We start from the raw sequence: 25,230 nt of genomic DNA on the forward strand, positions 1-25,230 counted from the left end.
CGGGACGCGGCGCGGTACGCGCACGCCCCGCGGGCCGGGACCGCCTACTCGCCGGGGTGGGCGAGCTCGATGTCGTGGCCGTCCACGCCGCGCCCCGACAGGGTCAGCGCCGTGGCCACCGGCGGATAGCCCGTCGCGATGACGGTGTACTCGCCGCCGTTCAGGTCGGTGAAGGCGTAGGCGCCGTCCGAACCGGTCCGCGCCGTGGCCACCACGTTGCCGGCCGCGTCGACCAGCGTGACCCGCGCGTCGCCGAGCGGTCCGCCCGGCGCCCGTACGACGCCCTGGAGCTGGGCCCCGGAGGTGAGCTCGACCTCGACCCGGGTGACGCCCGCGCCGCCGACCTCGACGGGCAGGGCCGTCGGGCGGTGCCCGGCCGCGTTCACCGCGATCGTCACGTAGCCCGGGACCAGGTCGGCGAAGGTGAACTCGCCCTGCTCACCGGTGGTGCCGGTGGCCAGCACGTCACCGCGCACGTCGGTCACGATGACCATGGCACCGACGACCGGCGCCCCGCTCTCGGCGGCCCGGACCAGGCCGCCGAGCCCGCTCGTGCCGCTCAGCAGGATGTCGTAGGCGACGGGTTCGCCGTTCACGAGGATCGTCGAGGCCTGCGGCTGGAAGCCGTCGGCGGAGGCGATCAGGACGTACGAGCCCGCGCCGGGCGCGTGCACCGTGTACGAGCCGTCGTCCTGCGCCACCGACCGGCCCAGCTGCCGTCCGGCGAGGGAGATCAGGGTCACCGCCGCCCGCGGTACGGGCGCGCTCTCGGAGCCGCGTACGTGGCCGCCCACCGGAATTCCACCGTCCATCAGGTCCGCCCCTTCGTTCGCCACCGCGGCGTCGGCGGCCGGCTGCTGTGCTGTCACGGGATCGCCGGCCGCGCGCGCGGTCGCGCTCCCGGGGCCGGCCGTGGCCGGGGCCGCGGCCTGCCGGGGGACCCGGGTACCGGCGGTCTCGGCGGCCGCCGCGTCCCCGGGGCCGTCCTGCGCTGCCTGTGCCAGACCGCCCGAGGTCCGCAGCGGGACCTCCTTGATGAAGATCGTGACGAGGAAGGCGATCAGGGCCAGCGGCGCGGCGATCAGGAAGACGTCCGCGATGCCGTGGCCGTACGCGCTCTCCATCACGGTGCGCAGCGGGCCGGGCAGGCTGTCCATGTCCGGGATGCTGCCGCCCGAGCTCGACGAGGCCGCGGCGGCCGCGTACTTCGGGTCGAGGGTGGCGAGGCCGTCCTGCGCGTAGTGGCTGATCCGGTTGGCCATGACCGCACCGAGCGCGGAGACGCCCATGGCGCCGCCGAGGGAGCGGAAGAAGGTGACCGTGGAGCTGGCCGAGCCGAGGTCGGACGGCGCCACCTGGTTCTGCGTGCACAGCACCAGGTTCTGCATCATCATGCCGATGCCGAGGCCCAGGAGGGCCATGAAGACGGCGATGTGCCAGTACTCGGTGTCGTAGCGGATCGTGCCCAGCAGGCCCAGGCCCGCGGTCACCAGCACGCCACCGCAGAGCAGCCACGCCTTCCAGCGGCCGGTCTTGGTGATGACCTGGCCGGAGACGGTCGAGGAGACGAACAGTCCCGCGATCATCGGGATCGTCATCACGCCGGACATGGTCGGGGACTTGTCGCGGGCCAGCTGGAAGTACTGGCTGAAGAAGACGGTGCCGGTGAACATCGCGACGCCGACGAAGAGCGAGGCGATCGAGGACAGGGCGATGGTGCGGTTGCGGAACAGGCGCAGCGGGATGATCGGTTCGCTGGCCCGCGACTCGATGTAGACGAAGAGCAGGCCGAGGACGATCGAGCCGCCGACCATCGCGAGCGTCTGCCAGGACATCCAGTCGTACTTGTCGCCCGCGAAGGTGACCCAGACCAGCAGCAGCGAGACCGCGGCCGAGATGAAGAACGCGCCGCTCCAGTCGACCTTGACCTCGCGCTTGACGACGGGCAGGTGCAGGGTCTTCTGGAGCACGATCAGCGCGATGACCGCGAAGGGCACGCCGACGTAGAAGCACCAGCGCCAGCCGAGCCAGTCGGTGTCGGTGATGACGCCGCCGAGCAGCGGGCCGCCGACGGTGGCGACGGCGAAGGTCGCGCCGAGGTAGCCGCTGTAGCGGCCGCGCTCGCGCGGGGAGATCATCGCGGCCATCACGATCTGCGCGAGGGCGGACAGGCCGCCGACGCCGATGCCCTGGACCACGCGGCAGGCGATGAGCATGCCGGCGTTCTGGGACAGGCCCGCGGCGGCCGATCCCAGGACGTATATGACCAGTGCGATCTGTACCAGCGCCTTCTTGCTGTACAGGTCGGAGAGCTTGCCCCACAGGGGGGTGGCGGCGGTCATGGAGAGGAGCGCGGCCGTGACGACCCAGGTGTAGGCGGACTGGCCGCCGCCCAGGTCGCCGATGATCTGGGGGAGTGCGTTGGAGACGATCGTCGACGACAGGATGGCGACGAACATGCCGAGCAACAGCCCGGACAGCGCCTCCATGATCTGCCGGTGGGTCATCGGAGCGTCGTCGTGGCCACCGCCGTGGCCGCCGCTGTGGGCGCCTCCGGGCTTGGCGTGAGAGCCCCGCACACCGGCTGGTGTGGTCGTTGCCATGGGCTTCCTTACGTTCTTATGCGGGTGTACGGGTGATCAGTTCTGTCGCGTGCTACGCGTGCACGGGCCGCTGGGGGGTGGCGCGGCAGTCGCCGAAGCTCTCGCGCAGCCGGGTCATGAGCTGGACGAGCCGGCCGACCTCGTCGTCCGACCAGTCGCTCAGCCGGTCCGCGAGCAGCCGCGACGTGCGGCGGGAGAGCTCGTCGAGCTGCTCCTGTCCCGGGGCGGTGAGGTGCAGCATGCGGGAGCGCTTGTCGGCCGGGTCGGGGAGCCGTTCGATCCAGCCCCGGTCCGCGACGTGCGCGACGTGGCGGCTGGTCACCGACATGTCGACGGAGAGCAGCTCGGCGAGCCTGCTCATCCGCATGTCGCCGTGCCGGCCGAGCAGTGTCAGCACGGCGGCCGATGCCGCCGGGCAGTCCTGCGGCAGGATGCGCCCCATGTCCCGCTTCACGGCGCCGATGGCGCTGAGCTCGCGGGCCAGCTCCTCGTACTGCGCCTGTCCGGCCATCGCGCCTCCCGCTTCGTTGCTTTGGGCAACCGTAGAAGTAGTTGGTTGCTCCAGGCAAACTAAAAGGAGAGTGCGGGGCTAAAAAGTTGACAAAGGCAAGCATTGGCGAACGTAAACTTGCAGGTGAGGGCAGGTGTCGGGGCGAGAGGGAGTGCCAGTCCACATACCCCATGGTGGTGTGGGGTGTGTGGCTTGGGTGGCGCGAGTGGGGGAGCGTTTGTTCGGCGGGAGGGGTCGCGTTCGCACAGATTTGCGGGAGCCGTCGCTCGGGCGGAGTCGTGAGGGCGGTGGCCGCCCCGTTCGGGTCGGCGGGTGCGGTCGGCGGCTGCGGTCGGTGACCGTGCTCGGCGCCCGCCGTCGGTCGGCGGGTGCGGTCCGCTCACCCGGCCGCGGTCGGGTGAGCGATCGTGCGGGGCCGCTCCTGCCCGGTGCCGCGAGGGTGAAACGGTCAACGGTGTGTGACGTTGCAACGGTTACAGAGGCAACTCCATTCATTCACGAAGGAGTTATCGTCTCGTTATATTCGCCCAGGCTGGGGTGTTATGTCATCTGAAAACCTGACATTTAGGGCGCCAGGGTGATCGATCAACGGGTCTGTTGAGGTCCTGCCATCTATCACGTCCCGTTGCAACACGGAACCCTGACGCCCGATGCATTTTCTGTTCGCTCTGGGTAACTTCCCTCGGCATGACCACTGCACCCGCAGACCTCGACCGCAGCCGAAGCGGCTTCCCCGGCCTTCCCGGGGAGTTGCGACTCGACAGCCCTGACACGGGAGACGGAGCCTCCCTCTGGCGCATAGCCCGCGACTCGAAGGTCCTCGACCTCAACTCCCCGTACAGCTACCTCCTCTGGTGCCGTGATTTCGCCGGCACCTCGGCGGTCGCCCGCGACATGAGCGGGCAGCCGGTCGGGTTCGTCAGCGCGTACCGGCGGCCCGAGGCCCCCGGCACCCTGTTCGTGTGGCAGGTCGCCGTCGACGAGGCCCTGCGCGGGCAGGGCGTGGCCGGAGCGCTGCTCGACGGGCTGACCGCCCGCGAGGCCCGCCGCTCCGGCGGCCTGCGCGGCCTGGAGACCACCATCGAACCCGGCAACACCGCCTCGGAGCGCCTGTTCGCCGCGTACGCCGACCGCCACGGAGCGACGCTCACCCGCGAGGTGCTCTTCGCGCCCGGGCACTTCCCCGAGGGCGACGGGCACGCCGCCGAGGTGCTCCACCGCATCGCGCTGCCGGCCCGCTGACCTCGGCCGTCCGCACCCGTCGGCCGTCCCCACCCGCCGCCGGCCCACCGCGCCGCCCGCGAGGGACGGGACCGCGGGTGCGGGCCGCGCGCCGTCACGCCCGGGCGCCCGCACGTTCGCGCCCCCGCACGTCCATGACATCACCCGTTGCAGCCGTCACACCACACCCAGGGAGAACGCCTTGACCATCACAGAGCCGCTTCTGAGTGTCTTCGAGACCGTGGAGTCCGAGGTCCGGAGCTATTGCCGCGCCTGGCCGACCGTCTTCGAGCGGGCGAGCGGCAGCCGGCTGTACGACGAGCGCGGCCGCGACTACCTCGACTTCTTCGCCGGCGCCGGATCGCTCAACTACGGCCACAACAACCCGGTCCTCAAACGTGCGCTCCTCGACTACATCGAGCGGGACGGCATCACCCACGCCCTGGACATGTCGACCACCGCCAAACGGGACTTCCTGGAGGCCTTCCAGTCCGCGATCCTGGGCCCGCGCGGCCTTCCGTACAAGGTCATGTTCCCCGGCCCCACCGGCACCAACGCCGTCGAGGCCGCGCTCAAGCTGGCGCGCAAGGCCAAGGGGCGCGAGGCCGTGGTCTCCTTCACCAACGCCTTCCACGGCATGTCGCTCGGCTCCCTCGCCGTGACCGGCAACGCCTTCAAGCGCGCCGGAGCCGGCGTCCCCCTCGTCCACACCACGCCGATGCCCTTCGACAACTACCTCGGCGGCCGGACGCCGGACTTCATCTGGTTCGAACGGCTGCTGGAGGACCAGGGCTCCGGCCTGAACCAGCCCGCCGCCGTGATCGTGGAGACCATCCAGGGCGAGGGCGGCGTGAACGTCGCCCGCCCGGAGTGGCTGCGCCGGCTGGCCGACCTGTGCCGGCGCCGCGACATGCTCCTCATCGTCGACGACGTCCAGATGGGCTGCGGCCGCACCGGAAGCTTCTTCTCCTTCGAGGACGCGGGCATCACCCCGGACATCGTGACCGTCTCCAAGTCCATCAGCGGCTACGGCCTGCCCATGTCCCTGTGCCTGTTCAAGCCGGAGCTGGACATCTGGGAGCCGGGCGAGCACAACGGCACCTTCCGCGGCAACAACCCGGCCTTCGTCACGGCCACCGCCGCCCTCGACACCTACTGGCGCGACGGCGCCCTGCGCGAGCGCAGCCTCCTCCAGGGCGCGCGCATCGACGCGGCCCTCGCCGAGCTCTGCTCCGACCCGCACCTGGGCGCGAGCCATCGGGGCCGCGGAATGGTCTGGGGCATCGAGTTCCAGGACAAGGCCCGGGCCGGCGCCGTCTGCGCGCGGGCCTACGAACACGGCCTGCTCGTCGAGACCTCCGGGCCCGAGAGCGAGGTGGTGAAGCTGCTGCCGCCGCTCACGCTGTCGCCCGCCGAGCTGGAGGAGGGGCTGGAGGTCCTGACCCGCTCCGTCCGGGAGACGGCCTGACCCCCGACGCCGCGGCGCCGGGCCACCGAGCACACGGGTACGAGCAGACGAGTACGAGCACACGAGTACACCGCACGCGAAGAAAGGCAGATCAGAGTGATCGTCCGTTCCTTCAAGGACATCGAGGGCACCGACCGGCACGTGAAGGCGGCGTCCGGCACCTGGGAGAGCAAGCGCATCGTCCTCGCCCGTGAGCGCGTCGGCTTCTCCCTCCACGAGACGGTGCTCTACGCCGGCACCGAGACGTCGATGTGGTACGCGAACCACGTCGAGGCCGTCGTGTGCGTGGAGGGCGACGCGGAGCTGACCGACGAGGAGACCGGGCGCACCTACCGCATCACGCCCGGGACGATGTACCTGCTCGACGGCCACGAGCGGCACACCCTGCGCGTCGAGCGGGACTTCCGCTGCCTGTGCGTCTTCAACCCGCCCGTCACCGGGCGCGAGGACCACGACGAGAACGGCGTCTACCCGCTGCTCACCGAGCCGGACCCCGTCTGAGGGGTGACCGCGCCCCGCACGCGGGCGATGCACGGAAGACGAGAGGAGAGGCAGGCAACACCATGAGCACCACGACCGAGCGCAGTGCGGACGTCTACCCGACCCGAGGTCCCGAGGAGGTGCTGATCGGCCGTCAGGACCCCGTCGTGTGGTCCGAGCCCGGCACCCCGGGCCCGTTGTGGGGGCGCGAACTCGAAGCCTTCGACCGCCACGGCTTCCACCCCGTCGACCAGCTGATCACCCCCGAGGAAGTGGACGTCTACCGGGGCGAGCTGGACCGGCTGGTCGCCGACCCCGCGGTGCGCGCCGACGAGCGCTCGATCATCGAGCCCACCTCCCAGGAGGTGCGCTCCGTCTTCGAGGTGCACCGGATCAGCGAGGCCTTCGCCCGGCTGGCGGCGGACCCGCGCGTCGTCGGGACGGCCCGGCAGATCCTCGGCTCGGACGTCTACGTGCACCAGTCGCGGATCAACGTGAAGCCCGGCTTCGGCGCCCGCGGGTTCTACTGGCACTCGGACTTCGAGACCTGGCACGCGGAGGACGGACTCCCGCGCATGAGGACCGTCTCGGTGTCTATCGCCCTGACGCCGAACCACCCCACCAACGGCGGTCTCATGATCATGCCCGGCTCGCACCGGACCTTCCTCGGCTGCGCCGGCGAGACGCCCAAGGACAACTACAAGAAGTCCCTGCGGATGCAGGACGCGGGCACGCCCTCGGACCAGGCCCTCAGCCGGTTCGCGGAGGCCTGCGGGATACGGCTGTTCACCGGCCGGGCCGGCTCGGCCACCTGGTTCGACTGCAACGCGATGCACGGCTCCGGCGACAACATCACGCCGTACCCGCGCAGCAACGTGTTCTTCGTGTTCAACAGCGTCGACAACGCACCCGAGGAGCCCTTCGCGGCTCCGGTCCGGCGCCCCGGGTTCGTCGCGGCCCGGGACGTGACCGCGGTGCGCTGACGACCGCGCGCACCACCGGTGCGATCCGCCGAGGGGCGGGGGTACGACCCGTACGGGTCGTACCCCCGCCCCTCGCGCACGGCCCGCCCGGTCCGCGGCCCTGGGCTCAGCCGGCCAGCGGACCCAGCAGCCAGCTGCCCGCCGAGCCCGGGTCCTCGTCGAAGTAGTACGCCCGGATCGCCTCCAGCAGGTCGGCCCGGCCGATCAGGCCGTCACCGTCCTGATCCAGGCGCCGGAAGACCTCGCGGGCGTCGGCCTCGGGCAGGTTCATCAGCGCACCGGTCCAGCGGACCTCCTCCTCCTGGGTGAGCAGGCCGTCCCCGTCGGCGTCCGCGATGTCCATGATCGCGTCCAGGAAGGGCAGATAGCCCTCGTCGAAGGATTCGGGCGTCTCCAGCAGCCCGGCCGCGAAGGCGGCCTTGTACTCCGCCTCGCTGATCCGCCCGTCGCCGTCCGCGTCGGCCACCCGGGCCAGGTGCGTCCAGAGCGCCAGGCTCAGATCGTGCAGGCGCTGCCGGGCCGGCGACCCGGGCGCGTGGCCGAACGCCTCGGCGGTCCGGGCCGCCCCCGTCTCGAAGTCCTCCCGCCCGACGAACCCGTCGCGATCGCCGTCGTACGTCTCGAACCGGCGGGTGAGCTTCTGGTCGAGGAACGCCGAAATCTCCATGGACACCTCTCTGGTCGGTGGGGCCGGGCCGCCCGGTCCGCCCATGGTCGGGCATGTGCCGCCGGGCCGGGGCCCGTACCGCCGAATCCCCCACTCCGCGGTGAACGCGGCCGTCCGGCGCGCGGGTCCGCCGCGCCGGTCACCACTGCGTCGGCCGTGCCGCTCACCGCGCGAGCGTGTGCGGGCCGTTGACAAAGTCGTCATCTGAGAGAAACCTGTGACGCCATGACCGCATATCAGCGATCAGATCGCTCAAAAAATCAAGAACACTCCGCAAGTTTTAGGCAATCAGTCCCCGGCGGTTGCTGACGTCCCACGTTCGGCTCCACCGGGCGGGTGCACCGGCACCCGCCCGGCCCCCCATGGAACAGAGGACAGCATGAGATGGATGCACGGCGGCCGGCGGTTGCTGGCCGGCCTGGTCGTCGCGGGGCTGATGGCCCTCGGACTCCTGCCCGTCACCTCCGCCGCCGCCGCGGGCGGCCCCAACCTCGCCCTCGGCAAACCGGTCGGCGCCAGCGGATCGCTCGGCGGATACGGCGCCGCGAACGTCACGGACGGCCACCAGGGCACGTACTGGGAGAGCCCGTCGAGCGCCTTTCCGCAATGGATACAGGTCGACCTCGGCAGCAGCGCCGCCGTCGACCAGGTCGTCCTGAAACTGCCCGCCTCCTGGGAGAGGCGCACCCAGACGCTGACCGTCCAGGGCAGCACCGACGGCGCCGCCTTCAGCACCCTGTCCGCCTCGGCGGGACGGGTGTTCGACCCGGTCCAGGGCAACACCGCGACCATCGGCTTCACCCCCGCCACGGTGCGCCACGTGCGCGTCGCGGTCGGCGCCAACACCGGCTGGCCGGCCGCGCAGCTCTCCGAGTTCGAGGTCTACGGCGTCGCCGGGGGCGGCGACCCGGGCGACCCGGGCACGCCGCCCACCGGCGCGAACCTGGCCAAGGGCAAGCCCATCGAGGCCTCCTCCACCACGCAGCAGTTCATCGCGGCCAACGCCAACGACGACAACGTCACCAGCTACTGGGAAGCGGGCGCCCAGCAGTCCACCCTGACCGTGAAGCTCGGCTCCAACGCCGACGTCACCGGGGTGGTCCTCAAGCTGAACCCCGACCCGGCCTGGGGCACCCGCACCCAGAGCATCGAAGTGCTGGGCCGCGAGCAGTCGGCGACCGGCTTCACCTCGCTGCGGGCCCGCGCCGACCACGTGTTCAGCCCGTCCGGCAACCGGAACACGGTCACCCTGCCCGTCACCGGCCGCCTCGCGGACGTCCGGCTCGCGTTCTCCGGCAACACCGGCGCCGGCGGGGGCCAGGTCGCCGAGTTCCAGGTCATCGGCGCCGCCGCCCCCCACTCCGACCTGACGGTCACCGCCCTGTCGTGGTCCCCGGCGGCGCCGTCCGAGAGCGACGCCGTCACCGTCGGCGCCACCGTCCGCAACGCCGGTACGACCGCCTCCGCCGCCACCACCGTCAGCGTCAGCCTGGACGGAGCCGTCGCCGGAAGCGCCCAGGTCGGCGCCCTCGCCGCCGGTGCCTCCGCCACCGTCCCCGTCGCGGTCGGCAAGCGGCCGACGGGCAGCTACACCGTCTCGGCCGTCGTCGACCCCGATGACACCGTCCCGGAGCAGGACGACACCAACAACAGCCGCACCGCGCCCGCCAAGCTCGTCGTCGGCCAGGCCCCCGGACCCGACCTGGAGGTCCTCTCCCTGACCACCGACCCGGCCGACCCCGCGGTGGGCGCGCCGGTCTCCTTCACCGTGGCCGTGCACAACCGGGGCACCGCCGCCGTGGCCGCGGGCACCATCACCCGCCTGGTCGCGGGGAGCACCACGCTGAACGGCACCACCCCGGCCGTCGCCGCCGGAGCCACCGTCAACGTGCCGATCAACGGCGTCTGGACGGCGGTCGGCGGGGGAGCCGCCGTCACCGCCACCGCCGACGCGACCGGACTGGTCGCCGAGACGAACGAGACCAACAACGGCCACACCCGCACCGTCGTCGTCGGCCGGGGCGCCGCCCTCCCGTACACCGCGTACGAGGCGGAGGCCGGCACGTACACCGGCACCCTGCTCCGGACCGACGCGAAGCGCACCTTCGGCCACACCAACTTCGCCACCGAGTCCTCGGGCCGCGCGTCCGTCCGCCTCGCCTCGACCGGCCAGTACGTCCAGTTCACCTCGACCGGGGCGGCCAACTCGATCGTCGTGCGCAACTCCGTCCCCGACGCCCCGGGCGGCGGCGGGGCCGACGCCACCCTGAGCCTCTACGTCAACGGCGGCTTCGAGCGCAAGCTGACCCTGTCCTCCCAGCACAGCTGGCTCTACGGCAACACCGACAGTCCCGAGGGCCTCACCAACACCCCCGGTGGCGACGCCCGCAGGCTCTTCGACGAATCGCACGCGCTGCTCGCGCGGAGCTACCCGGCGGGCACCACGTTCCGCCTCCAGCGCGACGCGGGCGACACGGCCGCCTACTACGTGATCGACCTGGTCGACCTGGAACAGGTGGCCCCGCCGGCGCCCAAGCCGGCCGAGTGCACCTCGATCACCGACTACGGCGCGGTCCCCGACGACGGCAACGACGACACGGCCGCCCTCCAGAAGGCCGTGACGGCGGACCAGAACGGGCAGATCGCCTGCGTCTGGATCCCGCAGGGACAGTGGCGCCAGGAGCAGAAGATCCTCACCGACGACCCGCTGAACCGGGGCCAGTACAACCAGGTGGGCATCAGCAACGTGTCGGTCCGGGGCGCGGGCATGTGGTACTCCCAGCTCTACACGCTGACCGCGCCGCAGAACGCGGGCGGCATCAACCATCCGCACGAGGGCAACTTCGGCTTCGACATCGACGACAACACCCAGATCTCCGACCTCGCCATCTTCGGCTCCGGCACCATCCGGGGCGGCGACGGCAACGCCGAGGGCGGAGTGGGCCTCAACGGCCGCTTCGGCAAGAACACGAAGATCACCAACGTGTGGATCGAGCACGCCAACGTGGGCGTCTGGGTCGGCCGGGACTACGACAACATCCCCGCCCTGTGGGGCCCCGGTGACGGCGTCGAGTTCAGCGGCATGCGCGTCCGCGACACCTACGCGGACGGCATCAACCTCGCCAACGGCACCCGCAACTCCACGGTCTTCAACTCCTCCTTCCGCACCACCGGTGACGACGCCCTCGCCGTCTGGTCCAGCAAGTACGTGAAGGACCAGTCCGTCGACGTCGGGCACGACAACCACTTCCGCAACAACACCATCCAGCTGCCGTGGCGGGCCAACGGCATCGCCGTCTACGGCGGCTACGGCAACACGATCGAGAACAACCTGATCTACGACACCATGAACTATCCGGGCATCATGCTCGCGACCGACCACGATCCGCTGCCCTTCTCCGGGCAGACCCTGATCGCGGGCAACGGGCTCTTCCGCACCGGCGGGGCCTTCTGGGGCGAGGCGCAGGAGTTCGGCGCGATCACGCTGTTCGCCGCCAACCAGCCCATCCCGGGCGTGGTCGTCCGCGACACCGACATCCACGATTCGACCTACGACGGGATCCAGTTCAAGTCCGGTGGCGGCGCCGTACCCGACGCGAAGATCACCAACGTGCGCATCGACGGGTCGAACAACGGAGCGGGCATCCGGGCCCACGGCGGGGCGCGCGGCAGCGCCACCCTGTCGAACGTCACGATCACCGGTTCCGCCGACGGCGACGTCCTCGTCGAACCGGGATCGCAGTTCGTGATCAACGGAGGATAGGACGGGCTCTCCGGGCCGCCGCCCCGACCGGCGGCGGCCCGGACGGCGCACCGGTCGGCGTCGGCGCAACTGACAAACGTCACGTGCTTCTCGTGCGGAAGATCGTCCTGCGGGGTGAGGGGCCGTCAGGAGATCCGTCCGAGGATGGACGGACCAGCCCGCGACCGTACGGCTGCCGACGCACCAGGAGTGCCCATGAGCCGCACCCGTTCCGACCGTATCCACCCCCACGGCCCGATCCCGCAGGACGGCCCCGCGCGCCGGCCGCGCCCGGCCGGGCGCACGACGCGGCTGGCCGTCCTGGCCTCGGCCACCGTCCTGTCCGTGACCGCCCTGGTCCTCCCGGCCCAGGCGGCCGCCCCGGCCGCCGCACCCCCCGGTCCCGCGGCCGTCCGGGGTCCGGACGGCGGCCCGCTCGACCGGGCGGCGCTGCGGCAGTCGCTCGACGCGTTCCGCGACGCCGGCATGTACGGGGCCTATTCCACCGTGCGCGACGGATCCGCCACCTGGCGCGGGGCCGCCGGCGTGGCCGACGTGGACAGCGGGCGGCCCGTGCGGCCCGACTTCGAACACCGCATAGGCAGCATCACCAAGACCTTCACCGCCGTCGCCGTCCTCCAGCAGGTCCAGGCGGGCCGCGTCGAACTCGACGCCCCCGTCGGCCGCTACCTCCCCGAGCTCGTCGGGGGCGAGCGCGGCCGCCAGGTGACCGTGCGCATGCTGCTCAACCACACCAGCGGCATCGGCGACTACGTGCTCCCCGCCTTCCCCGGCCTCGCCGAGGACCCCGCGGGCACGCTGGAGGACAACCGCTTCCGGCACGTCGAACCGGAGGAGCTGGTCCGCCTCGGCCTCGCCGCCCGGCCCGCCGCACCACGGGGCACGTACGCGTACGCGAACACCAACTACGTCATCGCCGGGCTGCTGTTGGAGAAGGCCACGGGGCAGGACGCGGAGGAGTACATCACGCGCAACGTCATCCGCAAGGCCGGACTGCGGCACACCTACTTCCCGCAGTCGGCCCGCATCCGCGGCCCGCACGCCAAGATGTACGAGTCCATGTACGGGACGATCGCGCCCGCCCGCGACTTCAGCGTCTACGACATGTCCTGGGCGGGGACCGCCGGAGCGCTGGTCTCCACCACGGACGACCTGGCCGACTTCTACCGCCGGCTCCTCGGCGGCACGCTCCTCGGCCCGGCCGCCCTGGCCGCGATGAAGACGACCGTCCCGGCCTACGAGCCGGAGCCGGGCGACACCGTGCGGATGCGCTACGGCCTGGGCATCTACACGCTCCAGCTGCCGGGCGGCGGCTGGTACTGGGGCCACGACGGCGGGGTGTTCGGCGCCGGCACCTGGGCGCTGTCCAGCGAGGACGGCAAGCGGCAGGTCGCCATCGGCTACAACCTCATGAAGTACGAGCGGTTCGACGACCAGGGCCGGCCGCTGCCCGACCCGATCGGCGCGGCCCTGGTGGGACACGTGTACGGCGCGCTCGGCGAGGCCCCGGCCCCGGCCGGCCCCGCGGCGGCGCGGGGCCAGGCACCGGAGCCCGGCCCGCTGCCCACGCGGCAGCACCTCGTCGGCCCCGGACAGCTGCTCCGCTGACGCGCGGGGCCCGCGCCGCCGGACGGGCACGCGGGGGCCGCAGCATCACCCGTATGCGCGGTCCGGCGCCGCGGACACCCCGTGTGGTCCCGGGGCGAGGGGGTAGGAGCCGGATGATCGTCAGCAGCCACGGTGTGCCAGGAGAGTGACCCACGATGACGGAAGACCCCTACCTGTTCCTCGCGTCCGACCCGACCGGCTGGCAGGGGACCCCGCTGGCCGTCGTCGGAGAACTGGAGTGCCTGGACACCCCGGCCGTACGGGCCTGGTTCGCCGCCCAGGGCGTGAGCCCCGCCTCGCGCGAGGTCCGCGTGGTGCCCCCGGAGCAGACCGGGCTGATCCCCGAGGAGGCCGAGCGGCTGCCGGTGCCGCTGAGCGCGGAGGAACTGGAGCGGGTCCGCCGCGCCACGGCCACGGACTCCGTGGCGAGCGCGGAGCGGGACCTGCTCGCGTTCCGTGACAGCGAGGACAACCGCGACGCCCTGTTGCGCCGGGCCCTGGCCGCCGGCGTACCCGTGCACCGCATCGTCGAACTCTCCGGCGTCGACCCCACCACCCTGTCCTCGGCCGCCCAGGTCTGAAGCGCACCTGCTCCGCCCGTCCCACCCGCCCGCCACCGCGAGCCGGTGGGGCCGCGGGTGGCGACGGGGGGACGGGGGGACGGGGCGCGCGCGGGAATCGGCGCGCGGCCCCCGTCGCCTGCGATGATCGGAGTCGACCGAGGGAGAACCGACGTGAGCCGCCTGCGTGCCCCCCAGATCCGCGCTCCCTGGCTCGCCCGTGCCGCGCTGGTCTGTGCGTGCGCCGCCGTCGTCGTGCTCGTCGTCGTGGCCGGTCTGCGCAGCGCCCTCGTGGTCGTCGCCGGCCTGCTGGGCCTGGCCCTCGCCGGAGCCGGAGCCTGGTGGGCCCTGTCCCGGCGCGGGCCCCTCCGGCTCGGTGGCCTGTGCCTCGCCGTCGCCGCCCCCGTCGCCGTCCTCCTGCTCTACGTCCGCACCGGCCTGTGGGCCGTCGCCGTGGCGGCCCTGGCCCTCTGGGCCGTGGCGCAGAGCTGCGCCTGGGCGGCCCTGCGCCGGGACCGGACCCCGGACCGGCCGCCCGCGGTACGGCGCGCCCCGCCCCGCAGGCCGGTGCTGATCATGAATCCGAAGTCGGGCGGGGGCAAGGTCGCCCGCTTCGGCCTGGTCGCCCGGGCCGAGGCCCTCGGCGCCGAGGTCGTCCTGCTCGACGCCTCCGCCCGGCAGGACGTGGCGGCGCTGGCCCGGCGAGCCGTCGCCGACGGCGCCGATCTGCTCGGCGTGGCCGGCGGGGACGGCACCCAGGCCCTGGTCGCCGACGTCGCGGCCGAGCACGACCTGCCCTTCCTCGTGGTCTGCGCCGGCACCCGCAACCACTTCGCCATGGACCTCGGGCTCGACCGGGACGACCCCGCGACCTGCCTGGACGCCTTGGTGGACGGCGAGGAGCTGCGGATCGACCTCGGTTCCGTCGCGGGACGCCCCTTCGTCAACACGGTCTCCTTCGGGGCGTACGCGGCGATCGTGCAGCACCCCGAGTACCGCGACGCCAAGGCCGGCACGGCCCTGGAGGCCCTTCCGGGCCTCCTCGCCGGATACGACGGCGCCCGCCTCACCGCTCTGGTCGACGGCGCCCGGCTCGACGATCCCCAGGTCCTCCTCGTCAGCAACAACAACTACGCCACCGGGGACCCGCTGGGCGCCGGCCGCCGGATGCGGCTCGACGACGGACGGCTGGGCGTGCTGAGCCTGCGCGTCACCGACGTCGCGGGGGCCGCCGAGATCGCGCTCAAGGGCGACCAGGCCGAGGGCGTCACGGCGCTCGACGCCCGGGAGGTCGTGGTCACGGCCGACGCCGCGCGCATCCCCGTGGCCGTCGACGGCGAGGCCCTCGTCCTGCCCGTCCCCGTCCGCTGCTCCATCCGCCCGGGCGTCCTGCGCGTCCGGGTGCCCCGCGACCGTCCGGGTGTGCCCGCCTTCGCCGCCCGCCTGGACTGGACCCGCGTCGTCGAACTCGCGCTGACCCGGACGGGGTGACGCGCGCGGGGACGGCGCCCGCGCGACACTGGGGGAGTGGCGGACAACGCGCGGACGACGGACCGCCTGCTGGAGCGGGCGATCCTGGAACTGCTGGAGCGCCGAGGACCGACGGCCACCATCTGCCCCTCGGACGCCGCCCGGGCGGTGTACGCAGGGCACGGAGACGGCTGGCGGGCGCTCATGGAACCGGCCCGCCGGGCGGCCCGCAGGCTGGTCGCCGCCGGCGAGGTGGACATCACCCAGGGCGGCCGTCGCGTCGAGCCCGCGAAGGCCCGGGGCCCGATCCGGATCCGCCGCGCCCGCTGACCCCCCGGCCGCGCCGTCCGTACGGGCCCCGCGACGGCCGGGAGGACGTCCCGGCCCCGGTCCGGCCGGCCGCACGGTACCGGCCGCGCGGCCGCCCACCCCCCGTGAGCGGGCGACCGCGCGGCCGGAGCATCAGTACCAGCCGGTGCAGCGCGTGGTGCCGGTGGTGTCGTTCCAGGCACAGGCCCGCATCACGTAGCCCGCGTCGTCGTAGGCCGGGGTGTACGTGTCGCTGCCGGACTGGACCGTGGTCATGCCCATCGGTCCCGTCCAGGTGCCCCCGCCGTTGGAGGAGCGGTCGACCCACACCTTGTCGCCCGGGTCGGCGGAGTAGATCCGGCCCCAGGCGCAGCGGCTGGAGGTGCTGTACCGCAGCTCGATCCGGATGGAGTCGACGCTCCCCGTCCGCTTCGTGACCGCGCTGGACGTGGAACAGGCCGCCGCCGCGGCCCCGCCCGTCGCCGTACCCGCCGCCTGCGCGGCCGTACCCGTGAGCCCGATGCCCGCCAGCAGTGCGACGCCCGCCGTCAGTACGACCGCCCTCTTCGTGAACCGCACGTGATCCCCCTGGTGTGACCGTGAGCTGATCCGCACGCCGGACGGCGTGCGTTCGGACCCCCGTACGGTCCCGCGGACACCGCCTCCCCGGCGTCAACCGCAGAGTGGACACCCGGGGTAAACCCCTGCGTCAGCCGGCCGCCCCGGCCCGCTACACCCCTGGTATGACGACCGCGCCCCGGACCGCCGCGTAGGGTGCGCCGATGCGCTCCAGGGTCTGGCCGGCGGACCGGCTCCGCTCCGTCGATCCGCGGCTCGCCGACGCCGCGCTGGCCCTCGGCCTGACCGCCGCCGCGGCCGTCATCGGCCGGCAGTACCACCCGGCGGGCTGGCCGCCCTTCGACGCCACCGCCTACGCCCTGACCGCGCTGGCCGGGCTGCCGCTCGCCGCCCGCAGGCGCGCCCCCGTGTGGGCGCTGGTGACCTCCTGCCTCGGCTTCGCCTGCTACCTCGCGGCCGGCTACCAGCCGTCCCTGAACTTCTGGGCCCCGGCCATGGCCCTGTACGGGGTCGCCGCCCGGCGGCCGCCGCGCACCACCGCGGCCTGCGCCGCGCTCTGCGGGGCCGTCGTCTTCCACAGCGGCCTCGCCGCCCCCGAACTCGGCCTGACCGTCACGGTGGTGCAGGCCGTGGGCGTGCCGGCGGTGGTGTGGACGTTCGGCAACGGCGCCCGCACCCTCGCCGAGCGCAACCGCCAACTGGCCGCGCTCACCGCCCGCCTGCACCGGGAACAGGAGTGGCGCGAGCGCCAGGCGGTGTCCGAGGAGCAACGCCGCATCGCCCGCGAGCTGCACGACGTCGTCGCGCACCACATGTCGGTGATCAGCGTGCAGGCGGGCATGGCCGGATACGTCTTCCCCTCCGCCCCGGAGCAGGCCCGCGCGGCGCTGGTGACGATCTCCGAGACCAGCCAGGAGGGCCTGCGCGAACTGCGCCGCATCCTCACCCTGTTGCGCTCCGCGGCGGACGGCGCGGACGGCCGCGCCCCGTACGCCCCGATCCCCGGGCTGTCCGGTCTGCGGGAGGTGGCCGAGCGGGTGCGGGCCGCCGGAGTCGCCGTCGACCTGCGCACCGACGGCGTCGCCCGGCCGCTGCCGCCCGGCGTGGAGCTGTGCGCGTACCGGGTCGTGCAGGAGGCCCTGACCAATGTGATCAAGCACGCGCGGCACGCGGCCGTCACCGTCCTCGTCGTCCACCGGCCGCACGAACTGCTGGTCACGATCACCGACGACGGCCGCGCCGGCCCGGCCGCCACCGGCGCCGAGCGAGCTGGCGACCGGTCGGATCCGGCCAAGGTTGCGCCGGGGACCGGCCATGGCTTGATCGGCATGCGCGAACGCGCGAGGCTCTACGGCGGCACGGTCGACGCCGGCCCACGGACCGAGGGGGGATTCCGCGTGCGCCTCACCCTCCCGGTCGCCGCAGGGCCCCCGGCCGGACCGCGGAAGCGGCCGCCGACATGATCCGCGTCCTCGTGGTCGACGACCAGGTCCTGATCCGCGCCGGTCTCGTGGCGCTGCTGCGGGCGGCGCCCGGCATCGAGGTCGTCGGGGAGGCCGAGGACGGCCACGGCGCGGTCGAGGCCGCCGCCCGCACCCGCCCGGACGTGATCCTCATGGACATCCGCATGCCCGGCCTGGACGGCACCGCCGCCACCGAACGCATCCTGGCCGGGGCCGTGGACCCGCTGCCCCGGGTGCTCGTCCTGACCACCTTCGACCTCGACGAGTACGTCTTCGCCGCCCTGCGCGCCGGCGCCTGCGGCTTCCTGCTCAAGGACACCGGGCCCGAGCGGCTGATCGAGGCGGTCACGGCCGTCGCCCTCGGCGACATGCTGTTCGCCCCGAGCGTCACCCGCCGCCTGATCGAGTCCTACGTCCACCGCGCCTGCCCGGTGCCGGACACCCCGGCCGGCCTGGACGCCCTCACGGCCCGCGAGCGCGAGGTGCTGCGCCTGGCCGCGAAGGGCCTGTCCAACACCGAGATCGCCCAGCGGCTCCACATCGGCGAGGCCACCGTCAAGACCCACCTCAACCGCACCATGGCCAAGCTGGACCTGGACAGCCGCGCCCAGGCCGTGGTCGTGGCGTACGAGACGGGCCTGGTCGTCCCCGGCGCCCCCTGACGGTACGTCGGCGCCCCATAGCGCAGTTCCCTTGCGAATTTCAACTCCGGCACGTCATCGGGCGGCCGAAAATGAGCGAGAAATGCGTTCGAATTCCGGTGGGGTTTTCTCTGGCGCAAAGCCGCGGACCTCGGGCCGAGCAGTCGTACGCGAAGTGTCCGCCCGCACAGGTGAGGGATTTCTCCGCCCTCCATGGCGCGTAATCGGTCCTCCGGTTCGATGAACTCCAACGAAAGTGCCGATCTGCCGAGTTGGGCGTCGTTATGCTCCCGCCGACCGGTCAGAAGATCCCCTCTATCGATGGTTCGAGGAAGTCGATGGCGCAAGAAAACATTCCACCCGAATCCCCCCGCCCCGAGACGGGAATAAGCGGGCCGCTGCCCGCCATCGCGGCCGTGGCCGCCGTCTGCCTGGTCGGATCCCTGGTCTCCTCCTCGGAAACGGCCCGCACCGTGTGGATCGCCCTCGCGGCCGCCTGCACCGCCGCCGCCGTCGTGGAAGCCGTACGGCGCGGCCGCGCGACGGCCGCACAGCGCGCCCGGGTCGCCGCGCTCCGGCACTCCCTCTCCCGCCAGGAAGCCGAAGCCGTCCGGCTGGCCGACGTCGTGCTGACCGAGGCCATCGAACGCCTGCGCCGCGGCGAGCAGCCCGAAGAGGTCCTGACCGCGCTGGGCGGACGCGGCGGGACCGGCGACCGCTGGGGCACCGACCGCGCGCTCACCCCCCGCTTCAGGTCGGCCCTGCAGACCGTGCTGGCCCGCGTCGTCGACGTCGTCGAGAACGAGGAGAACCTGCGCGACTCGGCCCAGCGGGCCTTCGTGAACATCGCCCGCCGCGTGCAGGCCATCGTCCACCAGCAGGCACACGAGATGCGCGAGATGGAGGACCGGCACGGCCGGAACCCGGACGTGTTCGGCGACCTCCTGCGCCTGGACCACGGCACGGCCCTCGTCGGCCGGCTCGCCGACTCCATCTCGGTCCTCGGCGGGGCCCGCCCGGGCCGGCAGTGGAGCAGGGCCGTCACGCTCTACAGCGTGCTCCGCGGTGCGATGTCGCGGATCATCGACTACCAGCGGGTCGAACTCCACTCGGTCACCGAGGTCGCCGTCGTGGGACCCATCGTCGAGCCGCTGATCCACACCATCGCCGAGCTCCTCGACAACGCGACCCGCTACTCCCCGCCCCACACCCGCGTCCACCTCACCGCCGTCGAGGTGCAGTCCGGCATCGCCGTGGAGATCGAGGACGGCGGGCTCAGCATGAGCGAGGAGGCCCGCAGGAGGGCGGAGCGGATGCTCGCGCAGGCACAGTCCGGGATCGACCTCAACGACCTGGGCGAGACGCCCCGGCTCGGCCTCGCCGTCGTCGGCCGCCTCGCACAGGCCTACGGGTTCCAGGTCTCGCTGCGCTCCTCCGCGTACGGCGGCGTCCGCGCGGTGGTCATCGTCCCCCAGCACCTGATCACCACGGCCTCCGCCGCCACCGGCCTCGCCCACGGCATCGGTTCCTCCTCGGGCCCGCGCGCGGTGGCACCCGCCCCCCGCGAGCACCCCGTCGACCACCTGTCGGCCGGCGTCTCGGTACCCCGGCCCGGACCCCGGCCCCGGCCCGTGCCCGGCCCGGCGGACGAGGACACGCCGGTGACGGAACGTACCGCCAACGGCCTGCCGCAGCGGCGCCGGAAAGACCGTGCCACCACCTACGACTTCCCGCCCGCCGCAGCGCCGCAGCCGGCTGCGGACGCCGCCCCCGGCCTGTGGCTGGAGGCGTTCCACACCGGACTGTCCGGCTCGTCCGGCCAGGACGGCGAGGACGCGTCGGGTTCAGCGACCAAAGGGGCGTAAACAGTGATGACACAGCGAAGCAGCATGGACTGGATGCTCAAGGAACTGGCCGCCGGCGTCCCGCAGACACGGCACGTGATCGTGCTGTCCGCGGACGGCCTGTGCGTCGCGCAGTACGGAGCCGAGACCGACACCGCGGACCGGCTCGCGGCGGCCTGCGCCGGCCTGCAGAGCCTGGCCGGGGCCGTGGCCGCCGAACTGCCCAACTCCCAGGGGAGGATGCGTCTGGTCGTCATCGAGATGGACGGCGGGTTCTTCTACCTGATGGCGGCCGGCGACGGCTCCTACCTGGCGGTCCTCGCGGACGAGGGCGTCGACGCGGGGCTGATGGGCGCGCAGATGCGCAACCTGGTGACCCGGATGGGAGACCACCTGAGCAGCCCGCCCCGGCACGACGGGCAACCCGCGTGAGCGAGCCGCCCGCAAGCTGGGAGGAGGCCAGTCCGGAACGGCTCTACGTCATCACCGGAGGCCGCAGCGAACCGTCCACCGCGACCCACCTCGACCTGGTGACCCTGGTCGTGGCCCGGGCGGCCGCCCGGCCCGAGATGCAGCCCGAACAGGCGGCCATCCTGCGCCTGTGCCAGGCGCCGCTCTCGGTGGCCGAGATCGCCGCGTACGCCGGCCTGCCGGTGAGCGCGGTCATCGTGCTGGTCGGCGACCTGCTGGCCGCGAAGCGCGTGCACGTCCGCCCGCCCGTACCCGCCGCCCACCTACCCGACCTTGCTCTGATCGAGGCAGTGATCGATGGACTTCAGAAACTCTGACGCGCCCGCCGGGCCGCGCGAGGCGGACATACTCCCGCAGACCGCGGCCGCGGCCGTCAAGGTCGTCATCGTCGGCGGCTTCGGCGTGGGCAAGACGACCATGGTCGGCGCGGTCAGCGAGATCAAGCCGCTGACGACCGAGGAGACCATGACGAAGGCGGGCATCGGCGTCGACGACACGCGGGGCGTCGCGCGGAAGACCACCACGACCGTGGCCATGGACTTCGGCCGCATCAGCATCAACGAAGAACTCGTGCTGTACCTCTTCGGGACGCCCGGCCAGGAGCGGTTCTGGTTCCTGTGGCGCGGTCTCTTCGAGGGCGCGCTCGGCGCGGTCGTGCTCCTCGACACCCGCCGGCTGGAGATCAGCTTCGACGTCATCGGACGGCTGGAGGAGCGGGGCGTGCCCTTCGTCGTGGCCGTCAACTCCTTCCCCGGCGCCCCCGACCACCCCGTCGAGGAGCTGCGGGCAGCCCTCGACCTCCCCGCGGCGGTCCCCATCCTCGTGTGCGACGCCAGGCGGCGCGACTCGTCCCGCGACGTCCTGCTGACCCTCATGCGCTACCTGTACTCCCAGGCAGCAACCCAGGAGGCAATGTGAGTACCCACCCCACCCCGCCCCCCGAGTGCCCCGCCCACGCCGCGGGCGCCGCGTCGGGCGGCCTCTACCGGCTCCACGGGCCGGAGGCGGAAGCCGACCCGATGGGCCTGTACGAGAAGCTCCGCGCCGAACACGGCCCGGTGGCACCGGTGCTGGTCAGCGGCGACCTCCCGGCGTGGCTGGTCCTCGGCCACCGCGAGAACCTGGACGTGGCACGGACCCCCTCGCGGTTCGCCCGCGACCCGCGGGGCTGGCGCGACCTGAAGGAGGGCCGGGTCCCGGCCGACACCCCGCTGGGCCCGATGGTCTCCTGGGTCCCGGTGTGCAACTTCACCGACGGCGCCGTCCACGAGCGGCTGCGCGGCGCGGTCACCGAGTCCCTGGAGCGCTTCGACAAGCGGGGCATCCGGCGCTTCGTGACCCGCTTCGCCAACCAGCTCGTCGACCGGATCGCCGCGGACGGCGAGGCCGACCTGGTGCCCGCCTTCTCCGACCAGCTCCCCATGCTGGTGATGACGCAGCTCGTCGGCGCGCCCGACGAACACGGGCCGCGGCTCGTCAAGGCGGCCCGGGACATGCTCCAGGGGACCGAGACCGCCCTGCAGAGCGACCGCTACGTCACGGTCACGCTGGAGCAGCTGGTCCTGGACCGCAAGGCGCAGCCCGCCCGCGACCTCGCCTCCTGGCTGCTGGAGCACCCGGCGAACCTGAGCGACACCGAGGTGCTCATGCACCTGCGGGTGGTGCTGATCGCCGCCTACGAGACCACCGCGAACCTGATCGCCAACACGCTGCGGACCGTCCTGACCGACCAGCGGTTCCGGGCGAGCCTGTCCGGCGGTCACATGACCCTGCCCGACGCCCTGGAACAGGTCCTGTGGGACGACCCGCCGATCAACACGATCATCGGGCGCTGGGCCACGGGGGACACCCTGCTCGGCGGCCGGCAGATCAAGGCCGGAGACATGCTCCTGCTCGGCCTGGCGGCCGGCAACGCGGACCCCCAGATCCGGCCGGACCCCGCGGCCTCCGTCCGCGGCAACCGCTCCCACCTGGCGTTCAGCAGCGGGCCGCACGAATGCCCCGGCCAGGACATCGGCCGGGCCATCGCGGACACCGGCATCGAGGTGCTGATGGACCGGCTGCCCGACCTCCAGCTGGCCGTCGACGCGAGCCGGCTCCAGTGGCGCGGCACCCTGATGTCCCGCCACCTGCAGTGCCTGCCGGTGCGGTTCGCCCCGCGTCCCGTCCCGGACGACCAGCCGGAGCCCCCGCCGCATCCGCACACGCAGCCGGAGCAGCCCGCCGGGCACCCGGGCCACGCGGTGATCCCGCCGCAGCCCACCGCCGCGCCCGCTCCGGCCGGCCACCGGCGCGAGCTCAGCTGGTGGCGGCGCCTGCTCGGCCGCCGCTGAGCGGCCGCCCGCGCCGCGGGCCCCCGGCGCCGCCCGCCGGGGCCCGCGGCGTTCGCTCAGGCGCGGACGCCGACCTGGCGCCACCAGTGGTCGAGGGCCGGGAGCGCCGGCGCCCGCAGGCCGGTGCCGCTCGGCGCGTCGGCGTACCGGATCGTGAAGCCCGCCCCGGGCAGCGGCAGTTCGTGGCGGTTGCGGGGGCTCGCGTAGCGCGGGGCGCGGCTCTGCCAGGCGATGCTGCCCGCGACGTAGTGGGTCAGGCCCGCCACGTAGCGGGCCAGGTGCGCGCCCTCGTCTCCGGTTCCGTCCGCCCTCTCCACCACCTGGTCGCGCAGCGTGAGGAACAGCACCATCACCCGGTCGCGCAGGGCCACCGCGAGGGGGAGGGCCGCCGCGGGGGAGCAGTGCTCCTGATGGGCGAGGACATTGACGAGGTTCACCTCCCTGGGCTCCAGATGGTCGTCCTTGTCGTAGGAGAACAGGTCGTTGTCGGCGCTGACCACGAAACCGGCCGCGTCGGTCAGCGCCTGCACGTCCGCCGAGTGGAGCACGTCCGCCGGCAGCCGGACCCCGCGGGCCACGTCCGACCAGGTCAGCGAGAACCGGGTGCCGTTCGCCAGCGCCCCCATCGCGGCGAAGTCGTTCAGCCCCGGCATGCCGCCCGCCTCGGCCCGCGCGGCCTGCCAGGCCGCCCCCAGCAGCCAGTCGCGCGTGCCCTCGACGAACCGGCGCATCTCGTACGGGGTCAGCCGGGCCCGGGTGCGGTCCACCAGGTCGGCCAGCGCACGGGTCACGGGCCCGTCCGGGAGCACGCCCGCGCCCGGGTTCTCCAGGGTCCGCAGCAGCCGTACGCCGTGCTCGACGACGGCGGCCGTGCCCGCGTCGTCGGAGCCCGAGTCCTGCCAGTCGTCGACGGCGTTGGCCCAGTAGTTCCACTGGGCGAACAGCAGCACCGCCTCCGGATCGCCCTCGGGCACGATGCGGCAGGAGAAGTCGGCGCTGCGGGTGGCCAGGCCCCAGGCGCGCTCCACCGGATCGGGGTACAGGCCGTGGTCGTCCAGCCAGGCGACCGCCCGGGCCTCTATGCGCTCGGCCTCGGGATGGCGCAGGTCGCGCTCCAGCGGGCAGTAGAACGCCGGCAGCGGGTGTCCGAGCCGCGAGGGGCGCGGCGGGGCGCTCATCGGCGGCCGCCGAGCCGGAAGCGCAGCAGCCGCGTCTCCATCGCGTGGTCCCGCCAGAGCCGGAAGAGCTTGCCGTGCGCGATGGTCGACTCGCCGAGCCGCTCCCGGGTCCAGGCCACCGGCTCGCCACCGGCCTGCAGCCGGTCGAGTTCGGCGGTGTTCCAGGCCATGGACTGCACCCAGAACTCCGACACCGCGTCGGTCACGTCCTCGTCCCGGTCGAGCTCGAAGCCGGCCGCCCCGGCGGCCGTCAGGTACTCCTCGTACGTGCCGAGCCGCGTGCGGTAGTAGCCGTCGATGAAGTCGCGCCATTCGGGCCGGCGGACGAAGTGCTCCTGGATCCCGAACCACCCGCCGGGCTTCAGCGCCCGCGCGACGACCTCGAAGAGCCGGGTCCGGTCGGTGTAGCCGCTGCTCTCGTTGGCGTAGGCGGCGTCGTAGGTGCGCGTGTCGGCCAGGTCGTGCACGTCGGCGAGGACCGGATCGACGAGGTCCGCCACCCCCGCCTGCCGCGCGAAGCCGGCGATGAGGGGCGGGTGTTCGGCCGCGACGGTGAGGCCGGTGACCGACGCACCGTGCTCCTGGGCCCAGTACAGGGAGGCACCGCCCAGGCCGCAGCCGATGTCCAGGACCCGGCCCGGCGGCGTCTCGTACGCGCCCCAGGACCGGGCCGCGTGCTCGACTATCCGCTCCTGCGCGTCGACCAGTCGGCGGCGCAGCACGTCCCGGGAGTCGGTGGGGTGCGGCGGGGACTCGGGGGAGAAGAGCCCCACGTGGAAGTGGACGCGGGGCCCCGGACCGTACTTCTGCAGGATGTCCTGGGTCTTGCGGCGGTAGTAGAGCCGGACCTCGTCGGCCTCGGCCGCGCCCTGACCGCTGCCTAAGGACGATACGAATGGTGTGACGCTCATGGGGTGTCCGTCCCTCCGGGGGGTAGGGCTCATCGCCGGGACGTGGCACCCGTCGATCTCGCCGCGCACGCACCGGCATTCGGTTGAAGCACGGACCATCGTGGCACCTCGTCGACGCCACGTCAGCCCTCGGGGACCGCACAGGTCACGTCGAGGCCGGAAGAAAG

The 25,230-nt window shown here is 73.1% G+C and carries 22 protein-coding genes; 16 read left to right on the forward strand and 6 right to left on the reverse strand.

The window, feature by feature from the left end; all coding sequences use genetic code 11:
- Positions 1 to 44: 44 nt before the first annotated feature.
- Both CP968_RS31660 and CP968_RS31665 read right to left on the reverse strand, forming a co-directional pair.
- Positions 45 to 2,507, reverse strand: coding sequence for an MFS transporter (locus CP968_RS31660; RefSeq protein ID WP_483030225.1), 2,463 nt, complete (start codon positions 2,505 to 2,507; stop codon positions 45 to 47).
- 148 nt (positions 2,508 to 2,655) lie between these two features.
- On the reverse strand, positions 2,656 to 3,114 hold the full coding sequence (locus CP968_RS31665; protein ID WP_150521250.1) for a MarR family winged helix-turn-helix transcriptional regulator: 459 nt from the start codon (positions 3,112 to 3,114) through the stop codon (positions 2,656 to 2,658).
- 687 nt (positions 3,115 to 3,801) lie between these two features.
- Between CP968_RS31665 and ectA the strand changes: the two genes are divergently transcribed.
- From ectA to thpD, 4 genes are all read left to right on the forward strand, one after another.
- Positions 3,802 to 4,356, forward strand: a complete 555-nt coding sequence (ectA, locus tag CP968_RS31670; RefSeq protein WP_150521251.1) for a diaminobutyrate acetyltransferase — start codon at positions 3,802 to 3,804, stop codon at positions 4,354 to 4,356.
- 181 nt (positions 4,357 to 4,537) lie between these two features.
- Positions 4,538 to 5,803: a diaminobutyrate--2-oxoglutarate transaminase gene (gene ectB / locus CP968_RS31675; protein ID WP_150521252.1), complete on the forward strand. Its 1,266-nt coding sequence runs from the start codon at positions 4,538 to 4,540 to the stop codon at positions 5,801 to 5,803.
- A 96-nt stretch (positions 5,804 to 5,899) separates the two neighbouring features.
- Complete coding sequence (locus CP968_RS31680; protein ID WP_150521253.1) at positions 5,900 to 6,304, forward strand: ectoine synthase; 405 nt, start codon at positions 5,900 to 5,902, stop codon at positions 6,302 to 6,304.
- A gap of 62 nt (positions 6,305 to 6,366) precedes the next feature.
- Positions 6,367 to 7,266 carry an ectoine hydroxylase gene (gene thpD / locus CP968_RS31685; protein WP_150521254.1) on the forward strand — a complete coding sequence of 300 codons (900 nt, stop codon included), beginning with the start codon at positions 6,367 to 6,369 and terminating at the stop codon, positions 7,264 to 7,266.
- A 106-nt stretch (positions 7,267 to 7,372) separates the two neighbouring features.
- Here the strand turns inward: thpD and CP968_RS31690 are convergent, their stop codons facing one another.
- Complete coding sequence (locus CP968_RS31690; protein WP_150521255.1) at positions 7,373 to 7,933, reverse strand: EF-hand domain-containing protein; 561 nt, start codon at positions 7,931 to 7,933, stop codon at positions 7,373 to 7,375.
- A gap of 379 nt (positions 7,934 to 8,312) precedes the next feature.
- Here CP968_RS31690 and CP968_RS31695 point away from each other — a divergent pair, with 379 nt between their 5' ends.
- From CP968_RS31695 to CP968_RS31715, 5 genes are all read left to right on the forward strand, one after another.
- Positions 8,313 to 11,696 (forward strand): CARDB domain-containing protein, encoded by a 3,384-nt coding sequence (locus tag CP968_RS31695; RefSeq protein ID WP_150521256.1) that lies wholly within the window; start codon positions 8,313 to 8,315, stop codon positions 11,694 to 11,696.
- Between the two features lie 195 nt (positions 11,697 to 11,891).
- Complete coding sequence (locus tag CP968_RS31700; RefSeq protein WP_150521257.1) at positions 11,892 to 13,304, forward strand: serine hydrolase domain-containing protein; 1,413 nt, start codon at positions 11,892 to 11,894, stop codon at positions 13,302 to 13,304.
- 155 nt (positions 13,305 to 13,459) lie between these two features.
- Positions 13,460 to 13,885, forward strand: a complete 426-nt coding sequence (locus CP968_RS31705) for a DUF6003 family protein (protein ID WP_150521258.1) — start codon at positions 13,460 to 13,462, stop codon at positions 13,883 to 13,885.
- A gap of 153 nt (positions 13,886 to 14,038) precedes the next feature.
- Positions 14,039 to 15,355 carry a diacylglycerol/lipid kinase family protein gene (locus tag CP968_RS31710; RefSeq protein ID WP_229886912.1) on the forward strand — a complete coding sequence of 439 codons (1,317 nt, stop codon included), beginning with the start codon at positions 14,039 to 14,041 and terminating at the stop codon, positions 15,353 to 15,355.
- A gap of 36 nt (positions 15,356 to 15,391) precedes the next feature.
- Positions 15,392 to 15,664, forward strand: coding sequence for a DUF3253 domain-containing protein (locus CP968_RS31715; protein ID WP_150521260.1), 273 nt, complete (start codon positions 15,392 to 15,394; stop codon positions 15,662 to 15,664).
- A 132-nt stretch (positions 15,665 to 15,796) separates the two neighbouring features.
- Here the strand turns inward: CP968_RS31715 and CP968_RS31720 are convergent, their stop codons facing one another.
- The gene (locus CP968_RS31720) at positions 15,797 to 16,222 is read right to left on the reverse strand and encodes a DUF2690 domain-containing protein (protein ID WP_167536887.1); all 426 of its coding nucleotides are present in this window, start codon (positions 16,220 to 16,222) and stop codon (positions 15,797 to 15,799) included.
- A gap of 203 nt (positions 16,223 to 16,425) precedes the next feature.
- On the opposite strand from CP968_RS31720, the gene CP968_RS31725 reads away from it, so the two are divergent.
- The 7 genes from CP968_RS31725 (at position 16,426) to CP968_RS31755 (ending at position 22,974) form a co-directional block, all read left to right on the forward strand.
- The gene (locus tag CP968_RS31725) at positions 16,426 to 17,685 is read left to right on the forward strand and encodes a sensor histidine kinase (RefSeq protein ID WP_150521262.1); all 1,260 of its coding nucleotides are present in this window, start codon (positions 16,426 to 16,428) and stop codon (positions 17,683 to 17,685) included.
- Positions 17,682 to 18,347 carry a response regulator gene (locus tag CP968_RS31730; protein ID WP_150521263.1) on the forward strand — a complete coding sequence of 222 codons (666 nt, stop codon included), beginning with the start codon at positions 17,682 to 17,684 and terminating at the stop codon, positions 18,345 to 18,347. The genes CP968_RS31725 and CP968_RS31730 overlap by 4 nt, the downstream gene beginning before the upstream one ends.
- A gap of 317 nt (positions 18,348 to 18,664) precedes the next feature.
- The gene (locus tag CP968_RS31735) at positions 18,665 to 20,191 is read left to right on the forward strand and encodes a sensor histidine kinase (protein WP_150521264.1); all 1,527 of its coding nucleotides are present in this window, start codon (positions 18,665 to 18,667) and stop codon (positions 20,189 to 20,191) included.
- A gap of 6 nt (positions 20,192 to 20,197) precedes the next feature.
- Positions 20,198 to 20,602, forward strand: coding sequence for a roadblock/LC7 domain-containing protein (locus tag CP968_RS31740; RefSeq protein WP_189829160.1), 405 nt, complete (start codon positions 20,198 to 20,200; stop codon positions 20,600 to 20,602).
- Positions 20,599 to 20,958: a DUF742 domain-containing protein gene (locus tag CP968_RS31745; protein ID WP_150521266.1), complete on the forward strand. Its 360-nt coding sequence runs from the start codon at positions 20,599 to 20,601 to the stop codon at positions 20,956 to 20,958. Before CP968_RS31740 ends, CP968_RS31745 begins: the two co-directional genes overlap by 4 nt.
- Positions 20,939 to 21,559, forward strand: a complete 621-nt coding sequence (locus CP968_RS31750; RefSeq protein ID WP_150521267.1) for a GTP-binding protein — start codon at positions 20,939 to 20,941, stop codon at positions 21,557 to 21,559. The genes CP968_RS31745 and CP968_RS31750 overlap by 20 nt, the downstream gene beginning before the upstream one ends.
- The gene (locus CP968_RS31755; protein WP_229886911.1) at positions 21,556 to 22,974 is read left to right on the forward strand and encodes a cytochrome P450; all 1,419 of its coding nucleotides are present in this window, start codon (positions 21,556 to 21,558) and stop codon (positions 22,972 to 22,974) included. The genes CP968_RS31750 and CP968_RS31755 overlap by 4 nt, the downstream gene beginning before the upstream one ends.
- A 56-nt stretch (positions 22,975 to 23,030) precedes the next feature.
- Here CP968_RS31755 and CP968_RS31760 read toward each other — a convergent pair whose 3' ends face one another.
- Together CP968_RS31760 and CP968_RS31765 are read right to left on the reverse strand one after the other, a co-directional pair.
- Complete coding sequence (locus CP968_RS31760) at positions 23,031 to 24,152, reverse strand: terpene synthase family protein (RefSeq protein ID WP_229886910.1); 1,122 nt, start codon at positions 24,150 to 24,152, stop codon at positions 23,031 to 23,033.
- Complete coding sequence (locus tag CP968_RS31765) at positions 24,149 to 25,063, reverse strand: SAM-dependent methyltransferase (protein ID WP_150521269.1); 915 nt, start codon at positions 25,061 to 25,063, stop codon at positions 24,149 to 24,151. Before CP968_RS31765 ends, CP968_RS31760 begins: the two co-directional genes overlap by 4 nt.
- Positions 25,064 to 25,230 lie beyond the last annotated feature (167 nt).

The organism is Streptomyces subrutilus (genome assembly GCF_008704535.1).
Lineage (GTDB): Bacteria > Actinomycetota > Actinomycetes > Streptomycetales > Streptomycetaceae > Streptomyces > Streptomyces subrutilus.

Bases quoted from the DNA above. Each gene is read 5' to 3' on its own strand.
- CP968_RS31660 (WP_483030225.1), bottom strand. From the start codon at position 2,507: ATGACCCACCGGCAGATCATGGAGGCGCTGTCCGGGCTGTTGCTCGGC.
- CP968_RS31665 (WP_150521250.1), bottom strand. From the start codon at position 3,114: ATGGCCGGACAGGCGCAGTACGAGGAGCTGGCCCGCGAGCTCAGCGCC.
- ectA (WP_150521251.1), top strand. From the start codon at position 3,802: ATGACCACTGCACCCGCAGACCTCGACCGCAGCCGAAGCGGCTTCCCC.
- thpD (WP_150521254.1), top strand. From the start codon at position 6,367: ATGAGCACCACGACCGAGCGCAGTGCGGACGTCTACCCGACCCGAGGT.
- CP968_RS31690 (WP_150521255.1), bottom strand. From the start codon at position 7,933: ATGGAGATTTCGGCGTTCCTCGACCAGAAGCTCACCCGCCGGTTCGAG.
- CP968_RS31695 (WP_150521256.1), top strand. From the start codon at position 8,313: ATGAGATGGATGCACGGCGGCCGGCGGTTGCTGGCCGGCCTGGTCGTC.
- CP968_RS31700 (WP_150521257.1), top strand. From the start codon at position 11,892: ATGAGCCGCACCCGTTCCGACCGTATCCACCCCCACGGCCCGATCCCG.
- CP968_RS31705 (WP_150521258.1), top strand. From the start codon at position 13,460: ATGACGGAAGACCCCTACCTGTTCCTCGCGTCCGACCCGACCGGCTGG.
- CP968_RS31725 (WP_150521262.1), top strand. From the start codon at position 16,426: ATGCGCTCCAGGGTCTGGCCGGCGGACCGGCTCCGCTCCGTCGATCCG.
- CP968_RS31730 (WP_150521263.1), top strand. From the start codon at position 17,682: ATGATCCGCGTCCTCGTGGTCGACGACCAGGTCCTGATCCGCGCCGGT.
- CP968_RS31735 (WP_150521264.1), top strand. From the start codon at position 18,665: ATGGCGCAAGAAAACATTCCACCCGAATCCCCCCGCCCCGAGACGGGA.
- CP968_RS31740 (WP_189829160.1), top strand. From the start codon at position 20,198: ATGACACAGCGAAGCAGCATGGACTGGATGCTCAAGGAACTGGCCGCC.
- CP968_RS31750 (WP_150521267.1), top strand. From the start codon at position 20,939: ATGGACTTCAGAAACTCTGACGCGCCCGCCGGGCCGCGCGAGGCGGAC.
- CP968_RS31760 (WP_229886910.1), bottom strand. From the start codon at position 24,152: ATGAGCGCCCCGCCGCGCCCCTCGCGGCTCGGACACCCGCTGCCGGCG.
- CP968_RS31765 (WP_150521269.1), bottom strand. From the start codon at position 25,063: ATGAGCGTCACACCATTCGTATCGTCCTTAGGCAGCGGTCAGGGCGCG.